Annotated in this window: 24 protein-coding genes; 10 read left to right on the top strand and 14 right to left on the bottom strand. The window is 33.2% G+C overall.

Features of this window, described 5'->3' with window-relative positions; translation table 11 throughout:
• Positions 1-146 precede the first annotated feature (146 nt).
• Positions 147-1,058, top strand: coding sequence for a bifunctional UDP-sugar hydrolase/5'-nucleotidase (locus Q1W72_RS14935; RefSeq protein ID WP_302136103.1), 912 nt, complete (start codon positions 147-149; stop codon positions 1,056-1,058).
• On the opposite strand, the gene Q1W72_RS14930 is transcribed toward Q1W72_RS14935, so the two are convergent.
• From Q1W72_RS14930 to rpsF, 7 genes are all read right to left on the bottom strand, one after another.
• On the bottom strand, positions 1,048-1,770 hold the full coding sequence (locus Q1W72_RS14930; protein ID WP_302136101.1) for a hypothetical protein: 723 nt from the start codon (positions 1,768-1,770) through the stop codon (positions 1,048-1,050). The genes Q1W72_RS14935 and Q1W72_RS14930 overlap by 11 nt on opposite strands.
• A complete protein-coding gene (ligA, locus tag Q1W72_RS14925; RefSeq protein WP_302136099.1) occupies positions 1,754-3,772 on the bottom strand; it encodes an NAD-dependent DNA ligase LigA in 2,019 nt (672 codons plus the stop codon). Before ligA ends, Q1W72_RS14930 begins: the two co-directional genes overlap by 17 nt.
• Before the next feature lie 75 nt (positions 3,773-3,847).
• Positions 3,848-4,321, bottom strand: a complete 474-nt coding sequence (locus Q1W72_RS14920; RefSeq protein WP_099715091.1) for a DUF6495 family protein — start codon at positions 4,319-4,321, stop codon at positions 3,848-3,850.
• Positions 4,322-4,430: 109 nt separating this feature from the next.
• Positions 4,431-7,610 (bottom strand): carboxypeptidase regulatory-like domain-containing protein, encoded by a 3,180-nt coding sequence (locus tag Q1W72_RS14915; RefSeq protein ID WP_099715090.1) that lies wholly within the window; start codon positions 7,608-7,610, stop codon positions 4,431-4,433.
• A gap of 99 nt (positions 7,611-7,709) precedes the next feature.
• Positions 7,710-8,150, bottom strand: a complete 441-nt coding sequence (gene rplI / locus Q1W72_RS14910) for a 50S ribosomal protein L9 (RefSeq protein ID WP_099715089.1) — start codon at positions 8,148-8,150, stop codon at positions 7,710-7,712.
• Between the two features lie 66 nt (positions 8,151-8,216).
• Positions 8,217-8,513, bottom strand: coding sequence for a 30S ribosomal protein S18 (gene rpsR, locus Q1W72_RS14905; RefSeq protein ID WP_007138295.1), 297 nt, complete (start codon positions 8,511-8,513; stop codon positions 8,217-8,219).
• A 5-nt stretch (positions 8,514-8,518) separates the two neighbouring features.
• Positions 8,519-8,860, bottom strand: coding sequence for a 30S ribosomal protein S6 (gene rpsF / locus Q1W72_RS14900; protein WP_077370382.1), 342 nt, complete (start codon positions 8,858-8,860; stop codon positions 8,519-8,521).
• Positions 8,861-9,025: 165 nt separating this feature from the next.
• On the opposite strand from rpsF, the gene Q1W72_RS14895 reads away from it, so the two are divergent.
• On the top strand, positions 9,026-9,721 hold the full coding sequence (locus tag Q1W72_RS14895; RefSeq protein WP_099715088.1) for a LytTR family DNA-binding domain-containing protein: 696 nt from the start codon (positions 9,026-9,028) through the stop codon (positions 9,719-9,721).
• Positions 9,722-9,732: 11 nt separating this feature from the next.
• On the opposite strand, the gene priA is transcribed toward Q1W72_RS14895, so the two are convergent.
• The 4 genes from priA to nadC all read right to left on the bottom strand — a co-directional run bounded on the left by priA (position 9,733) and on the right by nadC (position 14,545).
• A complete protein-coding gene (gene priA / locus Q1W72_RS14890; RefSeq protein WP_099715087.1) occupies positions 9,733-12,183 on the bottom strand; it encodes a primosomal protein N' in 2,451 nt (816 codons plus the stop codon).
• 68 nt (positions 12,184-12,251) lie between these two features.
• Positions 12,252-12,680 carry a DUF2147 domain-containing protein gene (locus tag Q1W72_RS14885; protein ID WP_099716308.1) on the bottom strand — a complete coding sequence of 143 codons (429 nt, stop codon included), beginning with the start codon at positions 12,678-12,680 and terminating at the stop codon, positions 12,252-12,254.
• Positions 12,681-12,782: 102 nt separating this feature from the next.
• Positions 12,783-13,691 carry a YihY/virulence factor BrkB family protein gene (locus tag Q1W72_RS14880; RefSeq protein WP_302136062.1) on the bottom strand — a complete coding sequence of 303 codons (909 nt, stop codon included), beginning with the start codon at positions 13,689-13,691 and terminating at the stop codon, positions 12,783-12,785.
• Positions 13,688-14,545 (bottom strand): carboxylating nicotinate-nucleotide diphosphorylase, encoded by an 858-nt coding sequence (nadC, locus tag Q1W72_RS14875; RefSeq protein WP_099715085.1) that lies wholly within the window; start codon positions 14,543-14,545, stop codon positions 13,688-13,690. The genes Q1W72_RS14880 and nadC overlap by 4 nt, the downstream gene beginning before the upstream one ends.
• A gap of 251 nt (positions 14,546-14,796) precedes the next feature.
• Here nadC and Q1W72_RS14870 point away from each other — a divergent pair, with 251 nt between their 5' ends.
• The 3 genes from Q1W72_RS14870 to rlmH all read left to right on the top strand — a co-directional run bounded on the left by Q1W72_RS14870 (position 14,797) and on the right by rlmH (position 16,419).
• Positions 14,797-15,270: a hypothetical protein gene (locus tag Q1W72_RS14870; RefSeq protein WP_099715084.1), complete on the top strand. Its 474-nt coding sequence runs from the start codon at positions 14,797-14,799 to the stop codon at positions 15,268-15,270.
• 64 nt (positions 15,271-15,334) lie between these two features.
• Complete coding sequence (locus Q1W72_RS14865) at positions 15,335-15,799, top strand: SRPBCC family protein (protein ID WP_199074794.1); 465 nt, start codon at positions 15,335-15,337, stop codon at positions 15,797-15,799.
• A 146-nt stretch (positions 15,800-15,945) separates the two neighbouring features.
• Complete coding sequence (rlmH, locus tag Q1W72_RS14860) at positions 15,946-16,419, top strand: 23S rRNA (pseudouridine(1915)-N(3))-methyltransferase RlmH (RefSeq protein ID WP_039109797.1); 474 nt, start codon at positions 15,946-15,948, stop codon at positions 16,417-16,419.
• Between the two features lie 16 nt (positions 16,420-16,435).
• Here the strand turns inward: rlmH and Q1W72_RS14855 are convergent, their stop codons facing one another.
• Both Q1W72_RS14855 and folP read right to left on the bottom strand, forming a co-directional pair.
• Positions 16,436-17,056, bottom strand: a complete 621-nt coding sequence (locus tag Q1W72_RS14855) for a hypothetical protein (RefSeq protein ID WP_099715082.1) — start codon at positions 17,054-17,056, stop codon at positions 16,436-16,438.
• A gap of 2 nt (positions 17,057-17,058) precedes the next feature.
• Positions 17,059-17,883: a dihydropteroate synthase gene (gene folP, locus Q1W72_RS14850; protein ID WP_099715081.1), complete on the bottom strand. Its 825-nt coding sequence runs from the start codon at positions 17,881-17,883 to the stop codon at positions 17,059-17,061.
• 88 nt (positions 17,884-17,971) lie between these two features.
• Here folP and Q1W72_RS14845 point away from each other — a divergent pair, with 88 nt between their 5' ends.
• From Q1W72_RS14845 to tpiA, 4 genes are all read left to right on the top strand, one after another.
• Entirely contained in the window at positions 17,972-18,517 is a 546-nt protein-coding gene (locus tag Q1W72_RS14845) for a DUF1599 domain-containing protein (protein WP_099715080.1), read from the top strand.
• 104 nt (positions 18,518-18,621) lie between these two features.
• On the top strand, positions 18,622-19,722 hold the full coding sequence (locus Q1W72_RS14840; protein WP_099715079.1) for a BT_3928 family protein: 1,101 nt from the start codon (positions 18,622-18,624) through the stop codon (positions 19,720-19,722).
• Positions 19,723-19,952: 230 nt separating this feature from the next.
• The gene (locus Q1W72_RS14835) at positions 19,953-20,450 is read left to right on the top strand and encodes a TlpA disulfide reductase family protein (RefSeq protein ID WP_099715078.1); all 498 of its coding nucleotides are present in this window, start codon (positions 19,953-19,955) and stop codon (positions 20,448-20,450) included.
• 52 nt (positions 20,451-20,502) lie between these two features.
• Positions 20,503-21,255: a triose-phosphate isomerase gene (gene tpiA, locus Q1W72_RS14830; protein WP_099715077.1), complete on the top strand. Its 753-nt coding sequence runs from the start codon at positions 20,503-20,505 to the stop codon at positions 21,253-21,255.
• A gap of 53 nt (positions 21,256-21,308) precedes the next feature.
• Here tpiA and Q1W72_RS14825 read toward each other — a convergent pair whose 3' ends face one another.
• Entirely contained in the window at positions 21,309-22,532 is a 1,224-nt protein-coding gene (locus tag Q1W72_RS14825; protein ID WP_099715076.1) for a porin, read from the bottom strand.
• Between the two features lie 95 nt (positions 22,533-22,627).
• On the opposite strand from Q1W72_RS14825, the gene prmA reads away from it, so the two are divergent.
• Complete coding sequence (gene prmA / locus Q1W72_RS14820; protein WP_099715074.1) at positions 22,628-23,488, top strand: 50S ribosomal protein L11 methyltransferase; 861 nt, start codon at positions 22,628-22,630, stop codon at positions 23,486-23,488.
• Positions 23,489-23,531: the final 43 nt, after the last annotated feature.

Raw genomic sequence — 23,531 nt, 5'->3', positions numbered from 1 at the left:
TAGAAAACGTAAAGCCCTAGCCCCGAGTGAAGTGAAAATCATTTTTTATCGTTTTTCACGATAAAAAATATTGCAACGAAAAGCGGGAAATAGCTCCTGATTGCTTCGTTCCTAGCAATGGCAATTGGATTAAAAATAAATATAAAATGAAAAGAAGAGAATTTATAGAAAAAACAGCTGCGAGTTCAGCTTTACTAAGTTTAGGTTTATCATTAAGCAGCTTTGAATCTTCACAAAAAAGACATCTTACTATTTTACATACGAATGATGTGCACAGTTACATTGATCCATTTCCTGCGGATCATCCCAGAAATGCAAATATGGGTGGCGTGGCACGAAGAGCAGCCTTGATTGAAACGATTCGAAAAGAGAATCCAAATGTATTATTACTGGATGCAGGTGATATTTTTCAAGGAACGCCTTATTTTAATTATTATGGTGGAGAGTTAGAATTCAAGTTAATGAGCATGATGCAATATGATGCTTCTACGATAGGAAATCACGATTTTGATAACGGTGTTGAAGGTTTACATGCGCAAATGCCACATGCTAAATTTGAGTTCCTATCTGCCAACTACGATTTTAAAAACACCGTGATGGATGGTTTTGTAAAACCGTATAAAATATTCAACAAAAATGGCATAAAAGTGGGTGTTTTTGGACTTGGAATAGAGCTTGAAGGATTAGTTGATAAAGGAATGTACAAAGAAACCGTTTACAACAATCCAGTCGAAACGGCTCAAGATATGGTTCGGATTTTAAAGAAAGAACTAAAGTGTGATTTAGTGATTTGTTTGTCGCATTTAGGCTATAAATACAGAGACGAACCTAATAAAATATGTGATTTAAAATTAGCGGAACTTACGCAAGACATCGATTTGATTATTGGTGGACATACACATACTTTTTTGGAAAAACCTACTGTTGTAAAGAACCTTGCAGGTAAAGAGGTTCTTGTAAATCAAGTGGGTTGTTACGGTATAAATCTGGGAAGAATTGATTTTTATCTGGATAACGATAAAGCTAAAGCATTTGAAGGAAAATCGATTATTGTATAACAGTAATCGATTCTTTTTTTGCATTTATCGTTTCTGCATCAATCACAAATCTATAAAAGGAATAATAACTTGTGACATACAAAATCATTGCCAGTGGCCTGAAATATGTGGGTGGCAGATTAGACAAAAAGCATTTTTCAATAAAAACTGTAAAATAGAGCGCTGTAGATAATAATCCAAAAATAGCCAGCCAGGGCGAATTATTACTGTCGTTCATGAAATAATTAGACAAAATAACACCGGCAAGAATCGATACTAAAATGTTTTGAGCTACCAAAGGATAATAACTGCCTTTTGGAATTTCATCCGAAATAGAAAGCAAATAGGAAAAAATAAAAACAAAAGGAATAATTGCTATTAGTATTGGTACAAAATCCTTAATCTTATTCAACTTTATAATATAAAATATAAGTAAAATTCGATGCGTAAAAATACCTATTAAACCCAAAATCAAAAAAAGTATTGATTCAAAAAGAATGAAAATACTGGTAAGGAGTAAAAAAAATACAGTCATATAAAAAAGCACATTTCTTTCCTTAGAAGTGACCCAATAAAGATAAATTAGCAGTATGGCTACCAAAGGTCTAAATGCAAACAGAATTACTTTGAATGAAAATAATTCTGCTAGAACTTCAATAATTGAAAAAGAAAACAGCAAACCAAGGATTGCATTTTCCTGTAAAAAATTATACTTTTTAGTCAGTAGCTGCATTAGCGTTATTAATTAGATTCATAAAATCATCTTCAGAGATTATTGGTATGTTCAACTTGGTTGCTTTATCTAATTTTGCAGGTCCCATATTATCTCCAGCAACAACATAATCCGTCTTTGCCGAAATAGAACTTCCCACTTTTCCTCCATTATCTTCGATTGCCTTTTTTAAATCATCTCTTGAAAATTTCTCAAAGACTCCTGAAACAACAAATGTTTTCCCAGAAAGTTTATCTGTGGCGTTTGGATTTATATGTTCAATAATTTCAAATTGAACACCAAAACTTTTTAGTCTTTCAATTATAATTCTATTTTCTTGATTTTCGAAAAAGTCAATTACACTTTGTGCAATTCGTTCTCCAATTTCGTCCACCAAAATCAAATCCATCAATGTAGCCTGACGCAATGCATCAATGTTTTTATAATGTTTGGCTAGTTTTTTGGCAACCGTTTCACCGACAAATCTAATTCCAATAGCGAACAAAACGCGCTCAAAAGGAATATTTTTTGAATTTTCTACACCTTTCACCAAATTTTCAGCAGATTTTTGAGCCATTCGTTCCAAAGGAAGAATTTGATCCACAGTCAGTTCATACAAATCAGCATAATTGTGAACCAATCCATTATTAAAAAGCAAAGCAACAGTTTCGCCTCCTAAACCTTCAATATCCATTGCTTTTCGAGAAATATAATGCTGAATCCTTCCTATAATCTGCGGTGGACAACCATAAAAATTAGGACAATAATGATTTGCTTCGCCTTCGGTTCTCACTAATGCCGTATTACATTCCGGGCAATGCGTGATGTATTTTGTTGGCTCTGTATTTTCTGGACGCTTACTCAAATCAACAGCAATAATCTTAGGAATTATCTCTCCACCTTTTTCTACAAAAACAGTATCTCCTACACGAATATCCAATTTCTCAATTTGATCAGCGTTATGTAAAGAAGCTCGTTTCACAATGGTTCCTGCTAATTGTACCGGTTCTAAGTTGGCCACAGGAGTAATGGAACCCGTTCGTCCTACTTGATACGAAATTGAATTTAATTGTGTTGAAACTTGTTCTGATTTGAATTTATAAGCAATTGCCCAACGCGGAGATTTGGCTGTAAAGCCCAATTCATCCTGATAGTGGAATGAATTTACTTTAACCACTACACCATCCGTTTCATAGGGAAGGTCATGTCTATGAATATCCCAATAATCTATAAACTCGAAAACTTCGGTTAAATTACTTGCTAATTTTGCTTCTTTTGGCACTTTGAAACCCCAATTTCTGGCCGTTTCTAATCCTTCAAACTGTGATTTGAAAGGAAGATTATTTCCAATTAAAAAATACAACAAACAATCCAAAGGCCGTTTTGCAACTTCAGCACTATCCTGTAATTTTAAACTTCCCGAAGCTGTATTTCTAGGATTTGAATACGGTAATTCTCCAATTTCGATTAAATCCTGATTCATTTTTTCGAAACCTGCAAAAGGCAAAATGATCTCCCCACGCACATCAAATGTAGCAGGGAAATTCCCTTTTAATTTTAACGGAATGGATTTTATAGTTTTGATATTATTAGTCACATCGTCTCCTTGAAAACCATCTCCACGCGTTACCGCACGTTTTAATTTTCCGTTTTCGTAAGTAATACTAATAGATGCACCATCGTATTTTAGTTCACAAGTATATTCTAATGGAACATCTCCTAAAACTTTTTGAACACGTTTTTCCCAATCCATCAATTCTTCCTTAGAATAGGAATTATCAAGAGAATACATGCGGTGTTCATGCGGAACGGTTTGAAAATTTTTTGTAATCGTACCTCCTACTCGTTGAGAAGGCGAATTTTCGTCAAAGTATTCCGGGTATTTATTTTCTAAATCCTGAAGTTGTTTTAATTTTAAATCAAATTCAAAATCGGAAATTGTGGGTGTATCTAACACATAATAATTATAATTGTGCTGATTTAATTCTTCCCTTAATTTTTGAATCGTATTTTGAATATCCATAGAAAATAAAAATTGGCTATTTTAGTTTTGAAAAAGTGTACTAAAATAACCAATTAAAAATAAATAGCAATACAATTACGATGCTATAATAGTATTTATTTGCTGGTATAAAAGGCCGTCGCTCAAAAACGAACCTTGTTGTATCAATTCAAAAATGGAAGCATTACGCTCATCCGTAAACTCTTTTTTTCCTACTTTCATTTCAATAGTATCTGTAAACATATTATCGCTAAGCCATTGCAATCCATCTTTAGTTAAAAAATCCACTTCAGGAACCAATGATTTCAAAACTATAGATTGAACATGGGTATCAAAACAATGAAAAAGGAAAATATGATTTTTAGAAAAATGTTCTAAATACGTTGCTTTCGAAAGAACTCCTTCCCAAATTAAATCAGAAAAAACGTCTAATTCTTGTTCGGCAACTTCTGGTTTTTCAGCTTTTATTTTATCCCACTCTGCTTTATCAATTGCTTGAGTTGCTAAAAAAGTACTGAATTCCTGATTCAATTCTTCAAATTGTTCTTTTGTTAATCTTGAGTATTTCATTATTGTATTTTAATATTTAACTTTTGTCTTAAGTCTCTTTTGAAATTTTTAAACCAAAAAAAAGCCCTCTCAAATGAGAGGGCAAATTTAATCTATTTTTATCTTTTTTTTAGAAAATATATCTAACTCCAAACTGTGCTTGCCATCTTGACAATAAACTTGCATCATAGTTGAACGTTTTAGTTTGAGTTCCATTAAAAGTGTATGTTGGTATTTTTGTAGTTTGATCTACAGATACACCAATTGGTTGAACACTTGTTGGTACTTGAACCAATCCCCAATCAGAATTAATCAAATTTCCTAAATTCAATACATCGATACTAAATTGAATAGTGTTTGTTTTAGTAGAAGCAGAAGAAACTTTAAAGTTATAATCTTGCATTACTTTAAGATCCCATTTCCCTCTCCATGGAGATAAAGCTCCGTAACGCTCTGCATACTGACCTCTTCTTTCATTCAAATAATCATCTTGACTGATAAATGCATCAAAAGCCGCTCCTTGTCCTGCTCCAGAAAAAGCCATAGCACTGATTTCAGCAGTTGTTGGAATATAAATCAAATCGTTTGTTCCTGACCCATCATTGTTGATGTCTCCACCATAAATATAGTTAAAACGACCTCCTTGAGCATATTCAAAGAAAGTAGATACAGTAGTCGCCCATTTGTCATTACCATATTTCCATTTTTTTGAAGCTACACCAATAAAACGGTGTGTATCTCCATATTTAGAATCAGATAAAACGGCATTATTTACGTTTCCTAAGGCTGGGTTAAAAGCGAAAGCATCACCTGTAATTTCCGCCTCAATTGAATTCACATCTTGAGATTTCAAATAGTTATACGCTAAACTTGCGAACAATCCGTTATCAAAATTCTTTTGTACTTTGATAGAAGAGTTAAATGCACTTCCTTTATCAGAATTTGTCATTACGTAAGCACTGTTACTTTGCTTATCAGAAGCATTGTCATAAATTAACCTGTTATCAACACCTGCAAGAGTTCCTGAAGGCGTTCTTAAACCCCAGTTTTGCACGTGAACTCCATTGATATCTTTGTTATAAGACATGTCAACAGTGACAATGTAATTGCTTTCAAATTTATGGTCAACACCTAAACTTGTTCTCCATACTTGCGGCCATTTATAATCTGGATCCATAATTTGGAAAAAACTATCATCAGCACCGCTCACTTGATTTCCTAACCAAACAAAAGGAATTCTTCCTGTAAAAATTCCGGTTCCTCCACGAATTTGTGTAGTTTTATTTCCATTAACGTCCCAGTTAAATCCAAGTCTTGGAGACCAAAGTAATTTATCACTTGGTAATTTTGTTGATATTAAAGGAACTTGATTTCCTGTTTCCGGGTCATAATACTGAGTCGCATTATTTCTCGTAGCACCATTATCTGTATCAATATACTTTTGAATCAAATCAGCTGTATTAAAATACAATGGTTTATCTGCTCTTAAACCAAAAGACAGTTTAAAATTATCGTTAACACTCCAGTCATCCTGCATGTAGAATGCAACTTGACCTACGTTTAATTCTGATAATTTCCATCCATTATCTTCTCCTACTCCAAAAGAGTTTTTAGCTTCAAATTGATTTTGCGCATAAAGTAAATTCTGAGCAATTATACTTGTTGCAAAAGGCTTAGCTGCATCAGCTAAAAATGCTGCTACATTTGAATATGGTGTATAAAAAGTTCCTGCATAACCATTAGGATTACCAAAATTATCATAACCAGCTAAGTTAAATGAATTCTGAAATTGAAATTTTTCAAATGATGCACCAAAAGTAAAAGAGTGATTCCCTACAGTATAATTTAAGTTATCTGTAATTTGAAAAACTTTTTGATCTAATGTATTATTGATAGAAAATGGCTCATGCCCTGCAATAATATAATTTGATCCTGCTCCGTCTTGAATATTAATTACTGGAGCCGGTGAAGAAAATGGATTTCTAAAGTCATCAAAATGCGTGTAACCAGCCTGTAATTTATTAGATACTTTTTCATTAATCTTAGAGTTCAACTCTAACAAGAAAGAACTCAATTTATTATTGATTTGATATCCTGAATTTTGAAATTGCAAAGTAGAAGCATTCGGACCTCTAAATCCTAAAGCTGACGGGTGAGCCGGTTTGTCTTTGGAAGCATCCAAAAAGTTATAAATAACGGCTAATTTATTATTATCATCAATATTCCAATCTAATTTTACAATTCCTTTTCTTGAATTTGAATTATGAGAGAAACCTTGATAAGCACCCGTATTATATCCTAATGAAGACAACGCATTTGAAACATTGATCAAATCTGTCTCTAAAACTCTTGATTCGTTAACACCTGTAACAGCATCACCGTTATTAGCCACAAAGTTTGACCCAAAATCACTTCTTTCGTCAATTTCAAAATTGGTAAAGAAGAATAATTTATTTTTAATAATTGGTCCACCAACACTAAAACCTGCTTGTGTTTGCTCTAATGAAGGCACAAATATCTTTTCTCCTTTTATTTTATTACCCGTCATGTCTTGATTTCTATAGAAAGCATAAGCTGTACCATGAAACTCATTTGAACCGGATTTAGTAACTGCATTCACAGAAGCTCCAGTAAAACCAGATAAAGTAACATCATAAGGAGCAGTCGCCACTTGAATTTGTTCGATTGCATCCAATGAAATTGGCTGAGAACCAGTTTGTCCACCAGGAGTTGCAGCATCTAATCCGAAAGGATTATTGAATATTGCACCATTTAATGAATAATTATTGTACTGATCATTTCTTCCTCCAAAAGAACCTCCACTTGCAGTTGGCTCTAAACGGGTAAAATCATCGGCTGATCTTGAAATAGAAGGTAATGCAGATAATTCTCTACGTCCAATTGTTGTTTCTGCACCAGTTCTTCCACTTTGAAAAACTTTATTTTTGGTTCCAACAACTTTTACTTCTTCTAATTTCTGACTTTCATCTTTTAAAAGAACATCTAAACTGAATACTTTACCTAAATCAAGGTAAACATCATTGAATTCTTCACTTTGATAACCTACAAAAGTTACTGTAATTTTATATGGACCACCAATTCTCATGTTCAAGATACTGAATCTTCCATCTTCATTCGATAAAGCGGAATACTTAGATCCTGTTGGAGTATGAACTGCCAATACTGTTGCTCCGGGAAGCGTCTCATTATTAGAACTTTTAACAATCCCTTTAATACTAGAAGTAGTCGTTTGCCCAATGACTGAGTAAAAACTACTAAAGATTAGTAATAATGTAATAATTTTTTTCATTTGTTTGAATATGTGTTATTTGTGGGTCAAAATTAGACAAAAAAAAAATCACTCCTAAGAGTGATTTTTATATTTTATTAACAAAATGTTAACCAAATGTTATTTTTCAGCAACGATTTCGTAGTCTAATTCAACGATAACATCTCTGTGTAAACGAACACTAGCAGTATATTTACCAGTACGTTTAACGATTCCGCTAGTAATGAATTTTCTTTCGATTTGTTGTCCACCTTTAGCTAAAGATTCAGCGATATCAATATTCGTGATTGAACCGAATAATTTTTCACCACCTGCTTTTGCAAAGATTTTAATTTCGATAGCTTTCAAAGCTTCAGCTAATGCTTTTGCATCTGCTACAACTTTAGCTTCTTTGTGCGCTCTTTGTTTTAGGTTTTCAGCTAATACTTTCTTTGCAGAAGATGTTGCTAAATGTGCATGACCTTGAGGGATCAAAAAGTTACGACCGTAACCATTTTTTACCGTTACAATATCATCTTTAAATCCTAAATTTTGAACGTCTTGTCTTAATATAAGTTCCATGTTGTTGTCCTTTGTTATAGAAGTTAGGTTTCATGTCTCAGAAAACCAACAACTGAGTTTTAATTATTATTTTAGTAAATCTGCCACATATGGCATTAAAGCTAAGTGACGCGCTCTTTTTACAGCTACAGACACTTTTCTTTGGTATTTCAATGAAGTACCTGTTAAACGACGAGGAAGAATTTTCCCTTGCTCGTTTACGAATTTCAATAAGAAATCAGCATCTTTATAGTCAATATATTTGATACCTGATTTTTTGAAACGACAATACTTTTTAGTTTTGTTAGTTTCTATGTTCAAAGGCGTAAGATATCTGATATCCCCGTCTTTTTTTCCTGAAGCAGATTGTTGTAATGTTGCCATGATAATTAAGCTTTTTGAGATTTAAGTTTTGCTCTTCTTCTTTCAGCCCAAGAGATAGCATGTTTGTCAAGACTTACAGTTAAGAAACGCATAACTCTTTCGTCACGTCTAAATTCAGTTTCAAAAGCGATAAGAACTTCTCCTGATACTTTAAATTCGAACAAATGGTAAAAACCACTTTTCTTGTTTTGGATTTCGTAAGCCATCTTTTTAAGACCCCAGTCTTCTTTAGATACCATTTCTGCTCCTCTACTAGTAAGAAAATCTTCAAATTTGCTTACTGTTTCCTTTACCTGAACTTCAGATAAAACGGGATTTAAAATGAAAACAGTTTCATAATGATTCATAAATATATATTTATTTGTTATTTTGGGTGCAAAAGTAATCAATTAATCTGATTAAACAAGTCTTATTTCATTTTATTCGACGTAAGGTAAAAAAATCCGCCCAATTAGTTTTTTTTAAATAAAAAAGTAATATATTTACTCAGCCAAATCTAAAATACTAAAATTATGAAACTAAACTGTGTTGTAGTAGATGATAGTTCTATTCAAAGAATGATTATCGCAAAGTTAGTTAATAATCATCAAAATTTACACTTAATCGGTGATTTTTCTAATGCAATCGAAGCCAGAAGCTGTATGTCTATACACAATGTAGACCTTATCTTTTTGGACATCGAAATGCCGGTAATTAGCGGCTTTGACTTTTTGGATGGTTTAAAAGTAAAACCTCAAATTATTTTCATAACCTCAAAAGCTGAGTATGCTATGAAAGCGTTTGATTATGATGCTACGGACTACCTTCAAAAACCAATTGCAATCGACAGATTCAACGCTTCGGTAAAAAGAGCTATTGATTTACATCTACTTAAAAAAGAAAACAAAGAAGAAGAAGGAGAACATATTTTCATTAAAAGCAATTTGAAAAAATTGAAAATATTTACTTCTAAAATAAAATGGATTGAAGCTTTTGGTGATTACGTAAGAGTAGTTACAGAGGAAGACAGCAATCTGGTACTCTCTACCATGAAATCTTTTGAAAATGACTTATCAAAAGAAAAATTTGTACGTGTACACAAGTCCTATATTATCAACATTGATAAAGTAGAACGTTTCAACAGTAAATTTGCCGAAATTGGAGTTACAAAAATTCCTTTAAGCCGACATAAAAAAGAAGATTTAGTAAAAGCACTTGCCTTTTCATAGGCAACTGAATTTTAGTAAAAATCGACGTTTGACGTAACTTTTATAGCTCTGTATTGAGCAACAGCTTCAAAACTATTCAACATTTTCTGGATAGTTTTTTTTGTGCTTACAATTGATGCATTCTGAGGAATCTTTATTATAATCGTACGAATGTATTCGTTTCTAATTCTGCTGATTGCAGGCTCTTCAGGTCCCAGCACTGGCATATTAAGATTCTGGCTCATCACTTGATACAACCACATCGAACCTTCTTTTAATTTATCAAAATCACGTTGTTTCAAAGTAAGCTTTATAATTCTGAAATACGGCGGGTATTTATATATCTGGCGGTCATACAATTGTTCTTTATACATGCCCAAATAATCATTATTAGTAACTTGCTGTATTGTATTATGATTCGGATTATACGTCTGGATAACAACTTTTCCTTGTTTTTCTGAACGTCCAGCTCTTCCCGCAACTTGAGTCATCATTTGAAAACTCCTTTCGAAGGCCCTAAAATCAGGATGATACAACATATTATCCGCATTCATGATTCCTACCAAACTCACGTTATCAAAATCCAATCCTTTGGCCAACATCTGAGTTCCTACTAAAATATCCATTTCTCTATTCTTAAAGCTATCGATAATTTTTTCGAATCCAAATTTCCCTCGAGTCGTATCCTGATCCATTCTTCCAATTTTAGAATTTGGAAAAATAGATACTAACTCTTGTTCAATTTGTTCGGTTCCAAAACCTTTTGTAGTCAAATCAACACTGGAACAGGAATGACAATGAGTAGGTTTTGCCATTGTATATCCACAATAATGACAGCGCAACTGATTTTTATGTTTATGATAGGTCAAACTCACATCACACTGCTGACATTGCGGTACGTGGCCGCAAGTCATACATTCTATTACCGGAGAATACCCACGTCTGTTTTGAAATAAAATGACTTGTTCACCCAATGACAAAGCAATATTGATTTCTTCAATTAAAACATCACTAAAATGTCCCGTCATTTTTTTGCGAAAGTATTTATCTTTCAAATCCACCAATTCAATATTCGGCATCATGACATTTCCAAATCGCTCCGAAATTTCGACTAAACCAAATTTATCCGATTTGGCATTGAAATATGTTTCAATACTTGGCGTAGCCGAACCCAAAAGTACTTTTGCTTTATGCGAATGAGCCAAAACTATAGCCGCATCGCGAGCATGATAACGCGGTGCAGGATCTACTTGCTTAAAAGTTTGTTCATGTTCTTCATCTACAATTATGAATCCTAGATTATAAAATGGTAAAAACAAAGATGACCTCGCCCCTATTACCACTTGCGCTTTTTCTGAATTCACCAAAACTTGATTCCAAACTTCGATGCGTTCATTATTATTATATTTCGAATGAAAAACAGCTACTTTATTTCCAAAATAAGTCCTTAATCTCCCCACTAATTGAGTAGTCAAAGCAATTTCCGGCAATAAATACAAGATTTGTTTTCCAGTTTCCAAATACTCTTCGATGAGTTTGATATAGATTTCTGTTTTTCCGCTCGAAGTGACACCATGCAACAAACACACTTCTTTTTGAGTAAAACTTTCTTTGATTTCCTCAAAAGCTTTTTGCTGAGCCAAACTCAACTGCAATTGATCCTCGCGTATTTTTCCTGTAAAATTTACTCGGTCTTCCTGAAGAAAATAATCTTCGAATATTTCTTTTTCAATTAAAGCCTTTACAACTGCCGAAGAAGAATTAGCCGCTTCTACCAGTTTTTTTACGGTAATAGGTTTTTTCTCCACAGCACTCAATTGAAAATAATTCAATACGATTTCTTTTTGCTTGTTGGCACTTTTTAGTGTTTCGAGTAATTCGCTCAATCCCTCGTTTGATTCATATTTAGGATGCAAACGAACATAACGCACTAACTTAGGTTTGTAGGTTTCCTGTATTTCTTCCTGAAGCACTAATATGTTTTTGTCTATCAATTTTTGAATAACAGGAAAGATATTCTTCTTATTTAAAATAGCCATTATATCCTGGACTTTCAAGGAACTTTGCTGTTGCAAGGCTTCATAAACCAAAAATTCATCATCCGAAAGCAGACTTGCATCAATAACCAAATCTGTTTTTTGAGAAATTATGGTTTCGCTTTCCAGCAAAAGTGCACTTGGCATGGCACCACGATATACATCACCAATAGCACACATATAATAGGAAGCAATCCATTGCCAGTGTGCAATTTGGATTTCAGTCACAATGGGTTTTTCATCCAGAATTTGATGAATTTCCTTGGCTTCGTATAAAGTGGGTTTGTTTTGATGAATTTCAATAACTAATGCCGTGTAAATTTTACTTTTCCCAAAAGGAACAGCCAACCGCATTCCAATTTTTATATAATGGAACTCCGCTTCAGAGACGCTATAGGTAAAGGTTTTGGCTAAAGAAAGGGGTAAAATTACTTCGACGAAATGCATTTTTATTTTATTATGAGTTTTGAGTTATGGTGATTCTTTACTTTGAACTCATAACTCACAATTTATAATTATTTTACTCTATTCCAGGTTTGTGTTCTTCCAAATAATGCTACACCTATATATCCGCGTACTTTTAACTTGTCATTTCCTTCGAGAGCCAAAAAGCATTTGTATAATTTACCTGATGTTGGGTCAAGAATTTTTCCTGAATTGTATTCATTGCCATCTTTTGTCAGTCCTTTAATAATGACAAGACCTAGAACTGGTTTGTTTTTTTCGTCACCGGGACAATTTACGCATAAGTTCTTTTTCTTTTCAGCATCTAAAATGTCGATGATTTTTCCATAAATTTTTCCGGAACGCTCGTAGATTTCCACGATCGATTTGGCTTTCCCACTCTGATCATCAATAGTTTTCCATTTGCCAACAACAGTATGGTTTTGACCATAAAAAACCATCGAAATAAATAATGCGAGTATTGTAATGCTATTTTTCATTGTTGTCATTTTTTAGCCCTGTTAGACGTAGTAACCCAATCATTGCTAGGAACGAATAGCAGGAAATAGCTCCTAATTTTGAAACTATTTTGATTTAAAAAATCATTCTTTTTTTGCTTTCAATTTATTTACTGTAGCATTCAATTCGAAACCCAACAGCAATATCATGCAGTTAATCCAAATGTAAAACATCAAAATCAACAATGTTCCTATCGACCCATATAATTCATTGTACTTAGAAAATTTTATGACCCAAATACCAAAAGCATACGAATCCAAAAGAATCAATATAGTAGTGAATACGGACCCTATCGATATAAATGCTCTGTTTTTATCGTGTTTTGTACCAAACTTGAAAAGTATAGACGTTGTTCCTAAAATCATTAAAATTACAAATGCATATCTTCCTAAAACAATTAACGCTATTTGATCACTCAGTATTGTTTTTTGAATAAAAACTTCAAAAACTACTATTGTTGCCACAGTTACAATCAATAAAAAGGACAACAATAAGGACATTCCCAAAGCCACTAAATATTGCCTGATAAACCCTCTTTTTATGAGAACATGACGGGACAATTCAAATCCTCCAAGGATTCCGTTTAAACCGTTTGCCATCAACAAAATAGACAATAAAAACCCATAAGATACTAATCCTGAGTGACTGTTATTAAGAATATCATTGATGATTTTATAAATAGCATCATACGTATTGGGCGGTACACCTTCCTTTACAAACAGTAAAAAATCATCTTGAAAACCTTCAATAGGAATGTATGGAATAAGGTTTAAAATGAACAGCGCAAAAGGAAATAAAGCCATGAAGAAACTAAATGCAATCGCACTGGCATGATATGTCAAAGCGCTTTCGACAATTCCTAAGCCGTATAATTCCAATAAATCATATAACGACAATCCTTGTAACCAAGGAAGCTCGATTTTTTTTAGCACATTAACCAGATTCCGTACTATTGGAATTCTTTGTAATTTAACTTCTATTTCTTTACTCATATCGCTTTTAAGCTCAAATCCATGTTATAAATAGAATGTGTCAATGCTCCTGATGAAATATAATCTACGCCACATTCTGCATAATGGCGAATGGTGTTTTCATTAATATTTCCCGAAGATTCTGTTTGGCATTTATCGCCAATCAAAGCTACTGCTTTTTTAGTGTCGTCATAATTAAAATTGTCTATTAAAATTCTAAAAACACCTTCACTTTCCAATATTTCTTTGATTTCATCCAGGTTTCTGGCTTCGACAATAATTTTTAAATCCAGATTATTTTCTTTTAAGAAAGCTTTGGTTTTGGCTATAGCCAAAGTAATTCCGCCGGCAAAATCGTTGTGATTGTCTTTGAGCATAATCATGTCATACAAAGCAAAACGATGATTTTCGCCTCCGCCAATTTTCACCGCCCATTTCTCACAAGCTCTGAATCCCGGTGTGGTTTTACGAGTGTCGAGAATTTTAGTTTTGGTTCCTTCTAATAAACGAACGTATTCCTTGGTTTTAGTGGCAATGGCTGACATTCGCTGCATTGAATTCAAAACGACACGTTCCGATTTCAAAATGGATTGTGAACTCCCCGAAACATGAAAAACAACATCTCCTTTTTTTACTGGAGTACCATCCTCGATAAAAGTTTCTATTTTCAAATTAGGGTCTACATATTCAAAAATCATTTTAGCGAAAGCCACTCCTCCAATTATGCCATCTTCTTTTACAAGCAACTTCGCTTTTCCATTTGCTGTAGCTGGAATACAAGCTAAAGAACTGTAATCGCCAGGACCTACATCTTCCCGAATGGCATTTTGTATTAGTATGTCTAACTCGTTTTTAAACTGTATGTCGCTAATCATTTTATAGGAAATTTATGGAATGCTAAAGTAAGATTTATTTTGTGGATTTGAAAATATGTATGCTTGGTTCTTTGAAAAAAAGAGGTAAATCAATGTGTTTTAACAGAGTATTACATTTTAATTAAGATAAGAATATCGGTACTATTAATTTAACACCTATTCTTATATTTTCATCCAATAAAATCAATTCTTTTATACTGTGGTGTATTATTTAAAATCTTATATTTGAACTAGTAACTAAAACGCTGATTATGAAATCTTTTTTAAGCCTTCTTTTTGTATCTTCGATACTAATGACTTCTTGCAAAAAAGAAGTTGAACCACAAAATACCGCAACTCCTACAAATGTAGTTCCCTTTACTGAAGTTGGTAAACAAATGAAGAGCGAAACTTCGACGGCAACTCAGGTTCAACAAACTACAAATACTATAAATCCAAATAATGCAGTGGCTACTTCCGGTCCTGTAGCTGCCGGAATGAATCCTGCGCACGGTCAGCCATCGCACCGTTGTGATATTCCTGTAGGTGCTCCATTGAATTCTCCACCAGCCGCAACTACAAACAAAACAGCTGTTCAGCAACAGAATCAACCCGTTCCTACATCCACTGTAACTACGACAACACCAGTTGCTACGACACCTACTCCAGAAGGAATGAATCCACCACATGGTCAAGCCAATCACCGATGTGATATTGCTGTGGGTGCGCCATTGCCTAAATCATAATTTGAATTACAAAAGCATTCATGCAAAATTGGTGTAAATCCGTTTGAAAATAAAGATTATGGCTATGGAAACCAAATACTTCGCAAAAGCCGAAATGTTAATTAGAAAACCCATTGAACTTGTTTTTCAAGCATTTATAAATCCCGAAATCACGACTAAATTTTGGTTCACTAAAAGCTCCGGAAAACTTGAAGAAGGAAAAGAAACAGAATGGACTTGGGAAATGTACAACCATTCTATTGTGGTTAATACTAGAACCGTAGAACTGAATAAAAAAATTGTGATTGAATGGGGAAGCCTCGATGAAATTTCAACGGTGGAATGGACATTTAAAAATTTAGGAGAAGTTGGAACTTTTGTAAGCATCGTTAATACCGGATTTCATGGAGAAACAGAAAAAATTATCTCACAAATACGGGATTCTACTGAAGGATTTACATTAGTTTTAGCGGGTTTAAAAGCCTACTTGGAACACAACATTCAGCTAAATTTAGTTCTTGACAGATTTCCAAAAGAGCTTAATGAATAAATACTAAGAACTATTACTTCAGCTAATTGCTTAAAGGTTAAAGAAAAAATTCCTCAAAAATTCTAAATAAACAATCTTAAATAGCTTTTTCTTCAATCAAATACAATGTCAATTTTCTATCTTTGCGCCTCTGAAATCCAACAAAAATGAACATCAAATTGATTGCTATCGGTAAAACCGATAACAAAGCCTTACAATCTTTAATAGACGATTATACTAAGCGATTGTCTTTTTATATCAAGTTCGATTTGGATATCATTCCTGATATCAAGAACGTAAAAAACTTATCTGAAAGTCAACAAAAAGAGAAAGAAGGCGAATTGATTTTGGCAAAAATTACACCAACGGACCAACTTATTTTATTGGACGAAAACGGAAAAAATTTTTCCAGTGTAGGTTTTTCAGAGGAATTACAAAAGAAAATGAACTCTGGAGTAAAAACTTTGGTTTTCGTAATTGGTGGTCCTTATGGTTTTTCGGAAACGGTTTATGCCAAAGCGCAAGGAAAAATATCGCTGTCTTTAATGACTTTTTCGCATCAAATGGTGCGGTTGTTTTTTATCGAACAATTGTATCGTGGTTTCACGATTTTAAGAAATGAACCGTATCATCATCAATAATTGTTCTGTTTGAAGTTTAATAAATAAATTCTTGAGTGCTTTTCATTTCTACTTTTAAACTTTCAATAAAAATTTTATTTTGAATATAACCTCCAAAAGTTAGGTTTTTATCAAAGCAAAAAACATATTGGTTTAAGGTGTTACTTGGTAATCTATTTAAATACGTTAATAATTCTTCTCTTTTCACTTCAATAGAATCTACTAAAATTTCATTGTTTTTGGCAAAAAAGACAACTATTCCTGACTTTGATTTTTCCAGTTTGTAATACACATTGGTAAAAGGAATAAAAGCGAGATTTTTACCAATCGTATCTGCGTAGGAATAATAATTTTCGGCCTTTTCATTCTTGTGTGCTTTCTCAGTACGCTTTTTCTCCTGCAACTTCATGATTTCCGGAATGGCAAGTCGCAACGGTAAACGTTTGTCAACATTTAGAATCCAATTAGTTGAAATAATACTGTTTTTCCTGTTTACTTCAGCTAGCGTATCTTTTCCTTTTGTTCTAAAAAAAATATAGATTGGAGAGAGATCATCTACATTTTTGACAATTGTTGTATTGGCTTTTGGTAATAAAATATCCTCTTTGTTCCCACAAGAAAACAAAGTAAAAAGAACAATCAGAGTGAAATATTTCATCGTTATAAATTGATTTTATTGAATAATGCAACACATTCCATGGCTTCTTTTACATCGTGGACACGAAGGATTTTTGTTCCTTTGGTCAATGCCAAAGTATTCAAAACCGTCGTTCCGTTTAACGCATTTTCTATAGTCGTATTCAGCGTTTTATAAATCATCGATTTTCTTGAAATTCCAACAAGAAGTGGCAGTTCCAATATATTTAACAATTCCATTTTCTGGAAAACTTCATAATTTTGATCTATTGTTTTGGCAAAGCCAAAGCCCGGATCGATAATCAAATCATTGATGCCAAAACTTCTGGCCTTGGCAACTTTTTCAGAAAAATAGAACAACATTTCTTTTACAATATCATTGTAATCCGTGAGTGTTTGCATCGTTTGTGGATTGCCTCGCATGTGCATCATAATATAAGGAACATTGTATTTTGCAATTATCTCAAACATTTTTTCGTCCAGATTTCCTGCTGCAATATCGTTGATGATTGCTGCACCGCTTTCTATCGAAGCTTTTGCCACTTCACTTCTAAAGGTGTCAATCGAAATTATCGTTTCTGGAAAATGTTTTAAAATCAAATCTACAACAGGAACAATTCTCGCAATTTCTTCTTGTTCCGAGACAAATTCTGCACTTGGTTTACTGGAATAAGCGCCAATATCTATAAAAGTAGCTCCTTCAAGTACCATTTTTTCGACTTGCGAAAGGATTTCGGTTTCATTCTTATACTTTCCACCATCAAAAAAAGAGTTGGGCGTCACATTCAAAATCCCCATAACTTTGGGAGTTGATAAGTCAACAAGTATTCCTTTGCAGTTAATAGTCATTCGTTTACAGTTTTAAAGACTTCAAAATTCTACATTCAAAAAAATTATCTTATTTTTGAAAAAATTTGAATACAAATATACACCAATAATGAAGAATACTTCAAAAGAATACGATACTGTGATTGCGACTTGTCGTACGCTGTTTATCAATAAAATGAAAGATTACGGATGTGCTTGGCGAATTTTAAGACTGCCTTCGTTGACCGATCAAATCTATATAAAAGCCCAAAGAATTAGAAGCTTACAAGAAAATGAAGTCCGCAAAATTGATGAAGATGAAACAGGTGAATTCATCGGAATTATCAATTATTCTATCATGGCGTTGATTCAATTGGAATTAGGTGTTGCTGACCAACCCGATTTAGAAGTTGCAAAAGCAACCGAATTATACGATGCCAAAGTTAAACTGACCAAAGATTTAATGGAAGATAAAAATCATGATTACGGTGAAGCTTGGCGCGACATGCGTGTGAGTTCACTAACAGATTTGATTTTACAAAAACTACTTCGTGTCAAACAAATTGAAGACAACAAAGGAAAAACATTAGTTTCTGAAGGAATCGATGCGAATTATCAGGATATGATTAATTATTCGATTTTTGCCTTGATTCTAATGGGTTTTGGAAATAAATAATAAAAAGCAATAACTAAAAATGAAATCGCCAGGATTCCAAAATCACAAACTGGAATCAAGAATGGCGATATCATATTCCATTAAAAAACAAATATTATCTTCATATGAAAAATATAATTACTCAATTTTCTAGAATTTTCGTTGGAATCCTATTTATTATCTCCGGATTAATCAAACTGAATGACCCAATCGGGTTTTCATACAAACTGGCTGAATATTTCAGTGAGCCGGTTTTCAACATGCCCTTTTTCGTTCCGTTTGCACTAGGAATTGCTTTGTTTTTAGTAATTCTTGAAGTGGTTTTAGGTATTATGTTGCTCATTGGTTACAAAACCAAATTCACTATCTGGAGTTTATTAATCTTGATTGTACTGTTTACTTTCCTGACTTTTTATTCCGCTTATTTTAATGTGGTAAAAGACTGTGGTTGTTTTGGAGACGCTTTAAAACTGACACCTTGGCAATCTTTTACAAAGGATATTGTTTTACTTTTCTTTATTCTGATATTATTTTTTAATCAAAAATTGGTAAAACCGTTGTTTAGCAATAACGTACAAAACATAGTTATTTATGCCAGTATTGTTTTATCATCACTTATGGGAGTTTGGGTTTTAAACCATTTGCCATTAATCGATTTCAGACCTTATAAAGTAGGGAATAATATTCAAAAAGGAATGCGAATCCCTGATGGAGCAGAAAAATCTGTGGTAGAAATGGTATTTATTTACAAAGTTGGTGGTGTCGATAAAGAGTTTACCGAAAAAGATTTGATGTCAATTCCTGAAGGTGCCGTATTTGTAGACCGAAAAGACAAGGTTATCACAGAAGGTTACGTTCCTCCTATTCATGATTTTACAATGGAAAAAGACGGTTCAGATTACAAAGATGAGTTTTTAGAAGAACCAAAATTGATGTTGATTACAGCGTATGATTTGGTTAAAGCCGATCACAGTGGAATGGCAAAATTAGAAAAACTGAGTCAGGATGCTAAAGCCAAAGGATATAAAGTAGTTGCAATGACAGCTTCTTCACCAGAAGAAATAGCTGCTGCAAAAAAACAATTCGGATTAACATTTGATTTCTATTTTTGCGATGCTATAACTGTAAAAACAATCGAAAGAGCCAATCCAAGTATTGTACTAATTGAAAAAGGAACAATAAAACAAAAGGTTCATCACAATGATATTGCAGATTTAAAATTCTAAATAAACTATAAAACTTTAAAGTCGTAAAGTCCGAAACAGGAAACTTTACGACTTTTTACTTTAAAAGAATGATAAATGCTTTCTAAATAAATCGGCGGATCAAAATCATTCCATTATTTTTAAACTATAACGATATTGCTTTGTCATTTTCGAATAATGCTTTCAAAATTTCTTAATCCGTATAACGCATTCAAATTGTTTGTTTAACTTTGTTTAAAAACATTTCTATAATGAAAAAAATAATAGTATTACTTATTGCGGTTGTAACATTGTCTTGCACATCAAATGCGCAAAAAACTAAATTCTCCAAAGAAGCTTTATCTGAAACCCTTTTAGCCACTGATGGAAGTCAAGTTGCTTTTAAGGACATTTTACAAAAACACAAAGGAAAAACCCTGGTAATAGAAGTTTGGGCTTCCTGGTGTGGGGATTGCGTGAAAGCAATGCCAAAACTAAAAGAATTACAAGCTAATAATCCTGATGTTGGTTACTTATTTATTTCAATGGATAAAACTGCCGATAAATGGAAAGCCGGAATCGAAAAACACGAATTGAAAGGGGATCATTTCATGGCAAATGACCAAATGAAAGGGGTATTTGCAAAAGCCGTTGATGTGGATTGGATTCCAAGATACATCGTTGTTGACAAAAACGGAAAAATTGTTTTATACCGCGCCATAGAAACTGATTTTGATAAAATCAATGAAACGCTTAAAAATTTAAAATAATTCATTGCAATATTGAAAAACATAACCAAAAACTAAATATAATACGACTAAAATGAGAAAGAAGATTGTTGCCGGAAACTGGAAAATGCATAAAAATGCAGAGCAAACTGAAGATTTATTGAATGAATTAATAGCAAAAATACCAACTGACGCAAAAGCACAAGTAATTGTTGCTCCAACATTTGTAAACTTGGCTTCTGCAGTTGACCATTTGGAATTCACTAATATCGATGTTGCTGCACAAAACGTACATCAAGCGGAAAGCGGTGCTTTTACAGGCGAAATTTCAGCTGATATGTTAAAAAGTGTTGGTGTTGATATTGTAATTCTGGGACACTCAGAACGCAGAGCTATTTTTCATGAATCGGATGCTTTGATTGCTAATAAAGTAAATACAGCTTTAGAACATGATATGATGGTTATTTTTTGCTTCGGAGAAGAATTAAAAGACCGTCAATCAAAAAATCATTTTAATGTGGTAGAAAACCAATTGCGAGATGGTTTATTTCATATTGAATCAAAAGACTGGGACAGTATTGTTTTGGCCTACGAGCCAGTTTGGGCAATTGGAACTGGAGAAACAGCTTCACCGGAACAAGCACAAGAAATGCATGAATTTATCAGAGAAACAGTTCGTAAAGCTTTTGGAAGTGAAATCGCTGAAAACGTATCTATCCTTTATGGCGGAAGTGTAAAACCTGAAAATGCTAAAGAAATATTCTCAAAACCAGATGTAGACGGTGGTCTTATTGGTGGTGCTGCCCTAAAAGCAGATGATTTTTTAGCAATTGTAAATGCTATCTAAATTTTATAATTAAACTTCATAAAAAAAGCGGTGATTTATTTCACCGCTTTTTTTTAAATTCCTATTTCTACCTGAAAACGCAAATACCAATTATTCTTGGTTCTGCCGTCAAAATAATTTAAAGTATCAAAAGTCAATTCGCTTTGTAATTTAAAAGTATGTTCCCAAATATACTTGGTTACACCAACAGTATATTGTTTAGAATTTGGAGCCAAAGTCCTAATATCCTCTCCTACTTTTTGAGTGGAATATCGCCCAATAATTTCATAGTTTGAAGGGAAATTATAACTCAACTGATGATCAAATCCGTTCCCTACATAAGCATAATTAGATTGTGTAATATCATCCGGATTTACAGTAACAGCATTTCTGGAAGTCGTTCTAGACATGTAACTTGACATTGCGGCCCAGCCATTATATTTCAACATAGCATCCAGCATAACTGATTTCATAGTGCGTTCTTCAAACAAATCGTTTCCTAATTGCCCTTGCACTCTTTTGGCATGATTATTTTGCTGAAAAGCTCCAGAAAGCATCAATTTTGGCTTTTTCTCTCTTACAATATCTCCTTCAAAATAAGTTCCATCTTTAGAAAATGAACCAAAAGGCAACAACTCCACTTTTCCGGTTACAGCAACTCCAGCATCAGCATTTCCTGTAATATTACGTCCTTCACCTGTGGATATAGCTGTTTTTAAATTATAAGAAAATTTATCTTTGAATTCATTCATATTATGAACTTGAAAACCAAAATCCCTATCGATTGTAAATCTGGCATTATTGATGGATCTATCAGTTAACTGTAATCCTCCGGATGAATTCACACGCTGACGATTTCCTGGCAATTTAGTTTGTCCAAAACTGATATTCCAATGTTTATTAGGTCTGTAAAAAACTACCGCATCACGAATAATATTGATATTTTCTCCTTCTTGAATTTCGCCCACATCGCCCGGTGCAAATGACAATTGAACTGCATATAAAAACTTTGGACTTCCAACATATCCATCAAATCGCAAGCGCAAACGTCTGATTTGTCCGTCGTAAACACCATCTTCACCTTCATTTTCGGTATATGTTACCCTGTTTTGCATTCGAAAACGAATATTCAACTGATATAAACTATCTGGAGAAGTAATTCCAATTCCTTTACCAAAACTATAATATGGAAGAGCTGATAATTTCAGGTCATTATCCTGTTTACTTTGTTTAATATTCTCTTGAGCATTCCCTAAAATACCAGAAAGAATAACAAAAAATAAAATAATCTTTTTCATGTAGTTGTTATGTGTTTGTTGTGCAAATGTAAAATAAAATTTGATTTACAAATGCCGTTTAAATAGTGATTACTACCTTTGCAAAAAAAATAAGTATGTCAAACATTTATATTGGGTATCATTTTACTATTGAGCCTAAAGACTCGAGCAGTAGCGAACAGGCGAAGCAATTAGGTTCTGAAATATTAATCGCAGAATTAGGAGAAAGAGCATTTGAGAGTTTTACAGAAACTGAAACGGGTATTTCTGCTTTTGTACAAAAGGATTTATGGGATGAAATGATTCTTGATGACATTCATATTTTACAATCTGAGGAATTTACAATCGATTATACATTTGAAGAAATCGAGCAAGTAAACTGGAATAAGGAATGGGAAAAGAATTTTGAAGCAATAGATGTTGATGGAAATTGTCATGTACGTGCGCCTTTTCACCCAAAAACGGATGCCGAATTTGATATTGTAATCGAACCAAAAATGAGTTTTGGAACTGGACACCATGAAACGACACACATGATGATTCAGCATTTATTAGAAATAGATGTTACCGGAATGAAAACCCTTGATATGGGATGCGGAACAGCCATTTTAGCAATACTTGCCGAGATGAAAGGTGCGCAACCAATTGACGCAATTGATATTGATAACTGGTGTTATTTGAATTCTATAGAAAATGCACAACGCAATAATTGTAAACACATTACAGTTTATGAAGGTGAGGCAGCATTACTGGAAGGCAAAAAATACGATTTGATTATTGCCAATATCAACAGAAATATTTTGTTGAACGATATGCAAAGTTATGTAAACAGTTTAAATCCTAATGGAACACTGCTTTTAAGCGGTTTTTATCAGGAAGACATACCATTTATAGATGCTTCTTGTACTGAAAAAGGATTAACGTATGTTAAAAAATTTGAAAGAAACAATTGGGTGTCTTTAAAATATGTAAATTAGTAGTAATATTTTTTTTATTAATTACGAAAGTACAAAAACCTAC

It is taken from the genome of Flavobacterium sp. ZE23DGlu08 (assembly GCF_030505335.1).
GTDB classification, from domain to species: domain Bacteria; phylum Bacteroidota; class Bacteroidia; order Flavobacteriales; family Flavobacteriaceae; genus Flavobacterium; species Flavobacterium algoritolerans.
The sequence above is the reverse complement of the archived record's forward strand: the minus strand, read 5'-3'. Positions and strand labels throughout refer to the sequence as shown.